The 9,957-nt window shown below is 52.8% G+C and carries 10 protein-coding genes and 3 tRNA genes; 7 read left to right on the plus strand and 6 right to left on the minus strand.

Annotated elements, in window-relative coordinates; translation table 11 throughout:
* Positions 1-43: 43 nt before the first annotated feature.
* Together ppnN and xni are read left to right on the plus strand one after the other, a co-directional pair.
* Positions 44-1,408, plus strand: a complete 1,365-nt coding sequence (gene ppnN / locus KWG64_RS24335) for a nucleotide 5'-monophosphate nucleosidase PpnN (RefSeq protein WP_152326513.1) — start codon at positions 44-46, stop codon at positions 1,406-1,408.
* A gap of 80 nt (positions 1,409-1,488) precedes the next feature.
* Complete coding sequence (gene xni / locus KWG64_RS24340) at positions 1,489-2,241, plus strand: flap endonuclease Xni (protein WP_195825523.1); 753 nt, start codon at positions 1,489-1,491, stop codon at positions 2,239-2,241.
* A gap of 67 nt (positions 2,242-2,308) precedes the next feature.
* Here xni and rlmM read toward each other — a convergent pair whose 3' ends face one another.
* From rlmM to KWG64_RS24360, 4 genes are all read right to left on the minus strand, one after another.
* Positions 2,309-3,415, minus strand: coding sequence for a 23S rRNA (cytidine(2498)-2'-O)-methyltransferase RlmM (rlmM, locus tag KWG64_RS24345; RefSeq protein ID WP_101079232.1), 1,107 nt, complete (start codon positions 3,413-3,415; stop codon positions 2,309-2,311).
* Complete coding sequence (locus KWG64_RS24350; protein WP_152326511.1) at positions 3,408-3,803, minus strand: DUF423 domain-containing protein; 396 nt, start codon at positions 3,801-3,803, stop codon at positions 3,408-3,410. Before KWG64_RS24350 ends, rlmM begins: the two co-directional genes overlap by 8 nt.
* 91 nt (positions 3,804-3,894) lie before the next feature.
* The gene (locus KWG64_RS24355) at positions 3,895-4,815 is read right to left on the minus strand and encodes a transcriptional regulator GcvA (protein WP_101079234.1); all 921 of its coding nucleotides are present in this window, start codon (positions 4,813-4,815) and stop codon (positions 3,895-3,897) included.
* Between the two features lie 450 nt (positions 4,816-5,265).
* Positions 5,266-5,487 carry a YgdI/YgdR family lipoprotein gene (locus tag KWG64_RS24360; protein ID WP_104924609.1) on the minus strand — a complete coding sequence of 74 codons (222 nt, stop codon included), beginning with the start codon at positions 5,485-5,487 and terminating at the stop codon, positions 5,266-5,268.
* A gap of 188 nt (positions 5,488-5,675) precedes the next feature.
* Here KWG64_RS24360 and csdA point away from each other — a divergent pair, with 188 nt between their 5' ends.
* Positions 5,676-6,881 carry a cysteine desulfurase CsdA gene (gene csdA, locus KWG64_RS24365; protein ID WP_218523386.1) on the plus strand — a complete coding sequence of 402 codons (1,206 nt, stop codon included), beginning with the start codon at positions 5,676-5,678 and terminating at the stop codon, positions 6,879-6,881.
* Positions 6,882-6,899: 18 nt separating this feature from the next.
* Positions 6,900-7,334, plus strand: a complete 435-nt coding sequence (gene csdE / locus KWG64_RS24370; RefSeq protein ID WP_218523387.1) for a cysteine desulfurase sulfur acceptor subunit CsdE — start codon at positions 6,900-6,902, stop codon at positions 7,332-7,334.
* On the opposite strand, the gene tcdA is transcribed toward csdE, so the two are convergent.
* Both tcdA and mltA read right to left on the minus strand, forming a co-directional pair.
* Complete coding sequence (gene tcdA / locus KWG64_RS24375) at positions 7,322-8,137, minus strand: tRNA cyclic N6-threonylcarbamoyladenosine(37) synthase TcdA (RefSeq protein WP_218523388.1); 816 nt, start codon at positions 8,135-8,137, stop codon at positions 7,322-7,324. The genes csdE and tcdA overlap by 13 nt on opposite strands.
* Before the next feature lie 29 nt (positions 8,138-8,166).
* On the minus strand, positions 8,167-9,279 hold the full coding sequence (gene mltA, locus KWG64_RS24380; RefSeq protein ID WP_195815749.1) for a murein transglycosylase A: 1,113 nt from the start codon (positions 9,277-9,279) through the stop codon (positions 8,167-8,169).
* Positions 9,280-9,499: 220 nt separating this feature from the next.
* Between mltA and KWG64_RS24385 the strand changes: the two genes are divergently transcribed.
* The 3 genes from KWG64_RS24385 to KWG64_RS24395 all read left to right on the plus strand — a co-directional run bounded on the left by KWG64_RS24385 (position 9,500) and on the right by KWG64_RS24395 (position 9,866).
* Positions 9,500-9,576 (plus strand) — tRNA-Met (locus KWG64_RS24385).
* Between the two features lie 63 nt (positions 9,577-9,639).
* Positions 9,640-9,716 (plus strand) — tRNA-Met (locus KWG64_RS24390).
* Between the two features lie 73 nt (positions 9,717-9,789).
* A tRNA-Met gene (locus KWG64_RS24395) sits at positions 9,790-9,866 on the plus strand.
* The last annotated feature ends 91 nt before the right edge of the window (positions 9,867-9,957 follow it).

The following is a 9,957-nucleotide window of genomic DNA, read 5'->3' on the forward strand; positions in this document are numbered from 1 at the left end:
CAGCAGAAACATTCACAGCACCATTTGGTGTCAAGGAGCAACTTTGATTACACATATCAGCCCGTTGGGCTCAATGGATTTGTTGTCGCAGTTGGAAGTCGACATGCTCAAGCGAACCGCGAGCAGCGACTTATACCGTCTTTTCCGCAACTGTTCACTGGCCGTTCTCAACAGCGGCAGCCAGACTGACAGCAGTAAAGAACTCCTCGAACGTTTCGAAAGTTTTGATATCAACGTGCTGCGCAGAGAGCGTGGCGTGAAACTTGAACTGGTGAATCCACCGGAAGATGCCTTTGTTGATGGCCGGATTATCCGTTCATTGCAGGCTAACCTGTTCGCCGTCCTGCGCGACATCCTGTTCGTGAATGCCCAGATTTCCAGCAATTCGCGCTTTGAGAATTTCAACAGCGGGAATTCAGCCCATCTCACCAATATGGTGTTCTCGATTTTACGCAACGCCCGCGCGCTTCATCTGGATGAAGATCCAAACATGGTGGTGTGCTGGGGCGGTCATTCCATTAATGAAAATGAATACCAGTATGCCCGCAACGTCGGCAGCCAGCTGGGTTTGCGCGAACTGAACATTTGTACCGGCTGTGGTCCGGGTGCAATGGAAGCACCGATGAAAGGTGCCGCCGTCGGCCACGCGCAGCAGCGTTATAAAGCCGGTCGTTTTATCGGAATGACCGAGCCTTCTATCATCGCGGCTGAGCCACCGAATCCGCTGGTCAATGAACTGATCATCATGCCGGATATCGAAAAACGGCTGGAAGCTTTCGTGCGTATCGCTCACGGGATCATCATCTTCCCGGGCGGCGTAGGCACGGCGGAAGAGCTGTTGTATCTGCTGGGCATTTTGATGGATCCGGAAAACAGCGATCAGGTTCTGCCACTGATCCTGACCGGGCCAAAAGAAAGCGCGGATTATTTCCTCGTTCTGGATGCTTTTATCAAAGACACGCTGGGTGAAGAAGCCGCTAAGTTCTACACCATCATCGTAGACGATCCGACCGAAGTCGCGCGCCAGATGAAACGCGCCATGCCGCTGGTGAAAGAAAACCGCCGAAACAGTGGGGATGCTTACAGCTTCAACTGGTCAATCCGTATTGCGCCGGACCTGCAACATCCGTTTGAGCCAAATCACGAAAACATGGCGAACCTGAATCTGTATCCGAACCAGCCACCACAGGAACTGGCCGCCGCACTGCGTCGCGCCTTCTCCGGGATTGTGGCCGGTAACGTGAAAGAATTCGGTATTCACGCTATCGAAAAGCACGGGCGTTTCAAGCTGCACGGCGACCCGGCATTGATGAAAAAAATGGACAGTCTGTTGCAGGGCTTTGTCGCACAGCACCGCATGAAATTGCCGGGCAGCGCGTACATTCCTTGTTATGAAATCTGCGCCTGACACCGTTCAGGCTGCATTTCTGAAACAGTTCCCGGAGCGACGTAAGTCGCTCTGATTTTATGGATTTTGATGACCCGCTTATGGCAATACACCTGCTGATTATTGATGCCCTCAACCTGATCCGCCGCATTCACGCGGTCCAGGGTTCTCCTTGTCTTCTCACCTGCCAAAATGCCGCCAGACAGCTCGTTCAGCACACACAGGCGACACATGCCGTTGCGGTTTTCGATGAAGACGATCGCGCCGACAGCTGGCGTCATCAGTGTCTGCCGGATTACAAAGCCGGACGCTCCCCGATGCCGGACAACCTGTTTGCGGAGATGCCGGAACTGAAAGCGGGTTTTGCCGCGATGGGCATCACCTGCTGGCATTCCGCCGGAAATGAGGCGGACGATCTGGCTGCCACACTGGCGGCAAAAGTCTCTTCCGGCGGGCATCAGGTCACGATTGTGTCGACAGACAAAGGTTACTGCCAGTTGCTGGCGCCGAACGTGCAAATCCGCGATTATTTCCAGAAACGCTGGCTGGACATGCCTTTCGTGCGCGAAACCTTTGGCGTTTTGCCTCAGCAACTTACCGATTACTGGGGTCTGGCGGGGATCAGCAGCAGTAAAATTCCGGGCGTGCCGGGAATCGGGCCGAAAACAGCGGTGACATTGCTGACGCAGACCGGCTCGCTGGACGAGCTTTACCACAATCTGGAAGGTGTTCCGGAGAAATGGCGCAAAAAGCTGGAAGAACACCGTGAGCTGGCTTATGCCTGTAAACGGGTTTCCACGCTGCAAACCGATCTCGCGCTGGATGGCAATTTACAGCAACTGCGCTTACCCTGAATTTTGCATTAAAAAAGGCGCTCTCCGAAGAGAAGCGCCTCATTAACAGACTCAATGATCGAAAGTATCAGCGGTCGCGCTCGTCGCGACGCCCACCAATTGCCGACCAGAAACGGCGGATATGTACGGTCACTTCTTCGCGGTCGTGATAAAGCTGCTTGGCGAAGATCTCCGCGTTCACGCCGTTTTCCTTCAGGCGCTCATCAATGCGTTCAAGAATGTTAGACACTTCTTCATAACGCTTCTTCATCGGCAACTTCAGGTTGAAAATCGCCTCGCGACACCAGCCGTTCACCAGCCAGTCACACATCAGCGCGGCTACTTTCGCCGGTTTTTCTACCATGTCGCAAACCAGCCAGTAGTTTTTGGTGCTGGTGGATTTGTAGCGGAAACCATCTTCACGTAAATGGATGACCTGACCGGTTTCCATCAGGCTCGGTGCCATCGGGCCGTTATCAATCGCCGTCACCATCATGCTGCGCTGGGTCAGCTGATACGTCCAGCCGCCCGGGCACGCGCCCAGATCGACCGCATACATCCCGCTCGCCAGACGCTCATCCCACTCGTCGGCCGGAATAAACACGTGAAACGCTTCTTCCAGTTTCAGCGTTGAACGGCTCGGCGCTTCGGACGGGAACTTCAGACGCGGAATACCCATGTAGAACGGGGAATTATTATTGCTGTAGGAATAGCCTACATAGCAGCAACCTGGCGCGATAAAGAACACGTGAACGACCGGGCGCAGGGCATTTTCTTTCTTACCCAGCACGCGGCACTCGCGCATCGCAGAACGCAGCGGAACAGTCAGCTTACGGCAGAATTTGGTCAGCTCTTTGCTTTCGTTGGTGTCAGGCACTTCAACGCGCAGTTCGCCACCATTGGTAATGACGTTCTGCACCATACCGACGATCGGCGAAACGCGATCCTCCGGCGGTAAATCTTTCAACAGTTCGCCGACGACAATCAGCTGACGGGCAAAAATCAGCTCGCGGAAAGGCAGATTTTTTGCAATACGGTCAGCGTCATCCGGCTGATAACATTCAAACAGCACATAACCGCTGTTTTCTTTTACGCGGGCAAAACCGAAGATTTCCATCTTCGCGGCTTTGTCGGTAATTTCTGCTGCGCATTCTTTTTCAAAACCCTGACGGCAGTAGAGAGCAACTTTATTCATGGCGTTCGGCCTTTTTCTTCAGGCGCAGTGCGCCGATCAACAACAAAATCCAACCGACCAGAAATAAGGTACCGCCAATCGGAGTTACAAAAACGAATAACCGGAGATGAGACAGCGCCAGGCAATAAAGGCTGCCGCTGAATAAAACGGTTCCCAGCGCTAGAAAGGCGCTGCTCCAGTAGAACCACACATTACGCTGGCGCTGCATCGCAACACCTAAAATCATCACCGCCAGCGTGTGAATACTTTGATACGTTAAGCCGGTATGGATCCATGCCATTTCCGCTTCGCCGAGCGACTGGCTCAGGACGTGTGCGCCGAATGCGCCAAATGCGACATAAACAAAACCGCTGATCGCGGCAAAGATCAACATTGAACGACTGGTCATTATGCGTTACCTGTTATCGTTGTGTGCTGATAAAGCCGCGAATTATCAGCTTTGTCAGCCTGTTCAGGAAAACCTTCCCCAGACTCAGGCATCACGCCTGATCGAAACGAAAACGCAGTTTTTCCTGCTCGCTGGCTGCGCGGGCGAGGATCCACTGACGAAAGGCGGCTATTTTACCCAGTTCTGCCTGACTGTCATGACAAACCAGATAAAAAGCATTTTTACTGATTAAAACTTCACTGAACGGACACACGAGACGTCCGGCCTCAATTTCCGTCTGCGCCATCACATTATTCACCAGCGCAATTCCCTGCCCGTGAACCGCCGCCTGAACGACCATTGCACTGTGGCTGAAAATCGGCCCCTGCTGAACATTCACCTGCTGCAACCCAAGCTGTTTGGTATAGGCCAGCCAGTCACGGCGCGAGGCATCGTGTAATAACGTATGATGACTCAAATCTGCCGGTTCTTTCAGCGGATTATCGCCCATCAGTAAAGACGGGGAACAAACCGGGAGTAAATATTCGGCATATAAACGTTCCGCCCGCAGACCCGGCCAGTTACCACGCCCGTGGAAAATCGCCACGTCCACGTCGTCGGACAATTTGTCCTCTTCGCGGTCCACAGCCTGGATACGCACATCGATGCCCGGATAAGCTGAGTTAAAGCCAGACAATCTCGGCACCAGCCATTGAATCGCAAAGCTTGGCGGCAAACTGACGGTCAGCGCGCCTTTCGCGCTCCGCGCCTGAAGTTTGCGCGTGGCCTCATTCAGGGCCGAGAATATCTCTTTGATATCCAGATAATAACTCTGCCCTTCTTCGGTCAGTAACAATGACCGGTTGCGCCGGCGAAACAGTTTTAGCCCTAAAAAGTCCTCAAGTGACTTAATCTGGTGGCTAACGGCGGCCTGTGTGACGAACAATTCCTCAGCCGCTTTAGTAAAACTAAGGTGGCGCGCTGCGGCATCAAACACCCGCAGAGAATTAAGAGGCGGTAAACGTTTTGACATAGAATGGATACTTCTTATTCGCCGGTAAGCGGAGCGCCTGTCCGTGGGTTTTGATATTAGTTTTTTTAATCCGAGACATTATAATTTGTCCGTTGAGGATGTACAGGCAAAAACCTATAGTGGCGCCACTTCCTGAGCCGGAACGAAAAGTAGATTGGTATGAGGATGCTGAAATACTTTTGGCTTGTGGTTGTGATGTTGTGTTTGCAATTGTCTGGCAATCCGGACACGTAGCTTGAATGCTACAAACTTTTCACTTCCTGTACATTACCCTGTCTGTCCAAAGTGATTTTTCAGCACCGCAATTTGCGGTGCTTTTTTTTGCCCAAATTTCACCGCAGGCCACGTTTTATGCTGCGCATAATGTGACAAAACCGGCCACGTCGCAAGAGGGGCCGGTTTTGTCATAAAGCATCTGAGTGAGTGCCCGTCAGGGTCTCACCGGAGGGATCAGTTCCCTTCTGCCATTTCTTTGACTTCAGATTTATTGATCTGCTGCTTGTTGCCATACGCATCGGTATAACTGATCATACCGGTATCACTGTCGGTGCTTGGTTTGCCTTCAGCAACAATGGTCCGGCCATCGTTGGTGTGCATCACATAATTGCTTGAACAGGCGGCAAGTGTTGTTGTCAGCAGTGCAGCTGAAATTACGGCGGCGATCTTCTTCATCATAGACTCCTTGCAGATTAAAATGCTTTAAAATCCTGGGAAAACCCCAGGCTAATGCTTCTAGTCATCGTAATTCAGCATAACAAACCTCTGATAAATTTCCAGGTAACCATTCCTAAAATGAATAAGTGGCTTGTGTAACAGATAAATCTGTACTTTTTCATTCAGGCCGAAGGATCTGATTTCGTATGAAAGACTTTAAACCTGCTGATTTTCGTCAACAATTTCCCGCGCTGTCACAAGGGCAATGCTATCTCGACAGCGCTGCGACGGCGCTCCGGCCTCAGGCGGTGATTGACGCAACCCTGAATTTTTATATGCAGGAAGGCGCGACGGTTCACCGCAGCCAGCACCGCGCAGCGCAAACGCTGACAGAAGAATATGAGCAGGCCAGAAAACGGGTTGCGCAGTGGATTAACGCGCCCCGCTCAGAAGATATTATCTGGACGCGCGGCACGACGGAGTCCGTCAATCTGGTTTCGCAAGGCTGGCTGCGCCCGCAATTACAACCGGGCGATGAGATTATTGTCAGCCAGGCGGAACATCATGCAAACCTGATCCCGTGGCTGATTGTGGCGGAACAATGCCAGGCGCGCGTCGTCACGCTGCCCATTGATGAGCAGGGTTTGCCGGATATCTCCGCCCTTCCGGCCATTCTGAATTCAAAAAGCCGCCTGCTGGCATTGGGGCAGATGTCGAATGTCACAGGAGGCGCGCCGGATCTGACCCGCGCTGTCGAACTCGCCCATACCAACGGAACACCGGTCTTTATTGATGGTGCGCAGGGCGCGGTGCATTGCCCGGCAGACATGCAGGCTCTGGACATTGATTTCTATGCCTTCTCCGGCCACAAACTCTACGGCCCGACCGGCATTGGCGTGCTCTATGGCAAAACGGCGCTGCTGGAAGATATGCAGCCGTGGCAAGGTGGCGGAAAAATGCTGACGCAGGCGTCGATGACCGGTTTTACGCCTCAGACCGTTCCGCATCGTTTTGAAGCAGGCACGCCGAATATTGCAGGCGTTATCGGCCTGTCAGCGGCGCTGAAGTGGCTGGAAACTGTCGATATGCCAGCAGCCGAAATTTATGCGCAGCACCTCGCGACGCTCGCAGAGCAACAGCTTGCAGAACTTGCAGGTTTCCGCAGCTTCCGTTCGCAAAACTCATCGATTTTATCTTTTGATATCGCCGGTGTGCATCACAGCGATCTGGTGACACTGCTGGCTGAACAGGGGATCGCACTTCGCGCAGGACAGCATTGCGCGCAGCCGTTAATGGAGGCGATGGGCATCAGCGGAACATTGCGTGCCTCATTTGCACCGTATAATAACGAAAATGACGTATCGCGGCTGGTCGCGGCGGTAAAATACGCCCTGACGCTGTTAGCAGATTAATTTACACCGAGGAAAGCCATGTTAGCCCCACACCCTTTCGGGCATGAAATCACTGAAACGTCCCTGACTGAAAAATTTGCTTCATTCCGTCAGTGGGAAGATCGCTACCGCCAGTTAATCCTGCTCGCGAAATCCCTGCCGCCGCTCGATGTTTCGCTCAAAACACCTGAAAATGAATTATCAGGCTGCGAAAACCGGGTCTGGCTGGGTGCCGAAAAGGCAGAAAACGGAACAATGCATTTCTATGGCGACAGCGAAGGACGGATCGTGAAAGGGTTGCTGGCCGTATTACTGACGGCCGTTGAAGGCAAAACGCCAGCGGAAATCCTGAAGCGGGATCCGCTGGCGCTGTTTGACGTATTATGTTTGCGCGAACAACTGAGCACCAGCCGTTCCAGCGGGCTGAATGCGCTGGCAGAAGGCGTAATCGCCCTCGCCCGTCAGGCCGCCTGAGCCTGACGCTGAGCTTTCGCCATCATCTTTTTAAGGACATGGGAAACCGCGACAAAACCGAATGTGGCGGTAACCATGGTCGCAGCACCAAATCCGGAAGCACAATCCATACGTTTCGGTCCTTCCGCCGTCGCGCGTGACGTACATACCGATCCATCCGCCTGCGGATACATCAGCGGTTCGCTGGAAAATACACAATCAATGCCCAGCTTCCCTTTGCTATTTTTCATGACATTAAAATCATTTTTCAGACGTTCGCGCAGTTTCGCAGCCAGCGGATCCTGAATGGTTTTTGCCAGATCGACGACAGCAATTTGCGTCGGATCAATCTGCCCACCGGCACCGCCCGTTGTGACGACAGGAATTTTAAAGCGGCGACAGTACGCCAGCAAAGCCGCTTTCGGACGCACGCTGTCAATAGCATCAATGACGTAGCTGAAACCTTTGTCGAGCATTTCAGCGACATTGTCTGGCGTAATGAAATCGTCGATGCAGGTCACATTGCACTCCGGATTAATCGCCAGAATACGCTGCGCCATAATTTCTGTTTTGGCCTGCCCGACGTTTTCCCGCAATGCATGAACCTGCCGGTTGGTATTGGTGACGCACACATCATCCATATCAATCAGCGTAATAGCGCCAATGCCAGTTCTCGCCAGCGCTTCCGCCGCCCAGGAACCCACCCCACCAATACCAATCACACAGACGTGGGCCTGCGAGAAAAACTCCAGCGCCTGCTGACCATAAAGGCGAGCAGTACCGCCAAAGCGTTGCTGATAAGCGTCGGAGTATGTTGCTGTCATGAACGATAAACCTCAGTGCGTCTGAAAACTTAATTTGATTGTGAATAAGCGGTGAACAGCGGTTTGCCGTTCTGCGCTGATTTTAACACCCAGACGCGCCCGTAGTGATTATAAAATCCTGCTGCATGCCCGGCATCCGTACCAATCCCCTGATACATATCGAAATGTTGTCCTTTAATCGCGCCACCAACGTCCAGCGCAACCATCAGACGCATATGATATTTACCAGTAAACTTACCTTTATCATTAAGTTCAGGCACTTCTGCCAGCAGCGTGGTGCCTGCCGGAATAAGCGAACGGTCAGAAGCCACCGAGGCTTTGGCAATCAGCGGAACACCGCTGGCACCGCGAACCGGCGCAAAAGGTTCAGGTTTAAAGAAGACAAATGACGGGTTTTGTTCCAGCAGCTCACGCACTTCAGCCGCAGAGTGAGTATCAGCCCACTGGCGGATGGCCTGCATCGACATATTTTCGCGCGCCACTTCGCCACGGTCGATAAGCACCTTGCCAATGCTGCGGTAGGCGTGACCATTTTTGCCCGCATAACCAAAGAACATATAAGGACGCCCGTCGCCGTAATCCACATAACCGCTGCCCTGCACTTCCATCATGAAGTTATCCATCAGGGAATTGGTCCAGGCGACTACGTAATTGTCGCTCAGCGCACCGGAGTAAATAGAGGCGCGATCCGGCAGGCGACCACGTTTTGGCGGCATACGGTAAAGCGGATACTGGAATTCGCCCTGACGGGTATAGCGCGCCTGCACAACCGGCGTGTAATAGCCGGTCAGCTGCACGTTACCAAAGTTATCGGCACCTTCCATCTGATAGGCGCTGAGGCCGTACTGACTCAGGTTACGGGTATCGGCTCCGGAGCGAAGCCATTGCTCCACGGCCTGAAACGTCGTGTTATTTCTGCCATATAAAGAGGAAGACGCGATTTGTACGGCAGCAACCTGATTTGAATAATCCAGCGCGTTGACCGGTTTCCCTGTGGCATTCGGCTCATTCACGTATTCCAGCGCGTTGTCCAGACGGCCATCTTTATACTGCTGGCCCCGGTCAGTCGGCCGCGAGGAACAGCCCGCCAACACTGCAATCACCAGACCACTCAGCAGATACTTACTCCAACGTCCTTTCATTGTTGCCGCGCTCTCTTACTTTCAGGGAAATGACTGGCGAAACGATAACAAACGGGATATCAGAAAGGAATTGCCACAGTATAAAAAAGTGTACTGAGCCAAATTGCACCCCAAACGACGATTTTGTGGACAAAAACCCAGCAACTTGGTGCTTTATTTGAATAAATTCAAAAAAGGGTTGCACGAAATCTCATGGGGAGTATAGTTCGCCTCCATCGGACGCGGGGTGGAGCAGCCTGGTAGCTCGTCGGGCTCATAACCCGAAGGTCGTCGGTTCAAATCCGGCCCCCGCAACCAATTCGATTTCGATGTATGAAATGCTCAGTTGAATTGTTCGATGTAATAAAGCAGTATCACGGACGCGGGGTGGAGCAGCCTGGTAGCTCGTCGGGCTCATAACCCGAAGGTCGTCGGTTCAAATCCGGCCCCCGCAACCAATTCGAGACTGATGCATAACGATGTTCAGTTCGGATTCTGTGATGATGTAAAGCAGTACCAAGTAGTGACGGACGCGGGGTGGAGCAGCCTGGTAGCTCGTCGGGCTCATAACCCGAAGGTCGTCGGTTCAAATCCGGCCCCCGCAACCAATTCGAGACTGATGCATAACGATGTTCAGTTCGGATTCTGTGATGATGTAAAGCAGTACCAAGTAGTGACGGACGCGGGGTGGAGCAGCCT

Source organism: Rahnella sp. PD12R, assembly GCF_019200965.1.
In the GTDB taxonomy this organism is placed as follows: domain Bacteria; phylum Pseudomonadota; class Gammaproteobacteria; order Enterobacterales; family Enterobacteriaceae; genus Rahnella; species Rahnella laticis.

Bases quoted from the DNA above. Each gene is read 5' to 3' on its own strand.
- KWG64_RS24350 (WP_152326511.1), bottom strand. From the start codon at position 3,803: ATGACCAGTCGTTCAATGTTGATCTTTGCCGCGATCAGCGGTTTTGTT.
- mltA (WP_195815749.1), bottom strand. From the start codon at position 9,279: ATGAAAGGACGTTGGAGTAAGTATCTGCTGAGTGGTCTGGTGATTGCA.
- xni (WP_195825523.1), top strand. From the start codon at position 1,489: ATGGCAATACACCTGCTGATTATTGATGCCCTCAACCTGATCCGCCGC.
- csdE (WP_218523387.1), top strand. From the start codon at position 6,900: ATGTTAGCCCCACACCCTTTCGGGCATGAAATCACTGAAACGTCCCTG.
- tcdA (WP_218523388.1), bottom strand. From the start codon at position 8,137: ATGACAGCAACATACTCCGACGCTTATCAGCAACGCTTTGGCGGTACT.
- KWG64_RS24360 (WP_104924609.1), bottom strand. From the start codon at position 5,487: ATGAAGAAGATCGCCGCCGTAATTTCAGCTGCACTGCTGACAACAACA.
- rlmM (WP_101079232.1), bottom strand. From the start codon at position 3,415: ATGAATAAAGTTGCTCTCTACTGCCGTCAGGGTTTTGAAAAAGAATGC.
- csdA (WP_218523386.1), top strand. From the start codon at position 5,676: ATGAAAGACTTTAAACCTGCTGATTTTCGTCAACAATTTCCCGCGCTG.
- KWG64_RS24355 (WP_101079234.1), bottom strand. From the start codon at position 4,815: ATGTCAAAACGTTTACCGCCTCTTAATTCTCTGCGGGTGTTTGATGCC.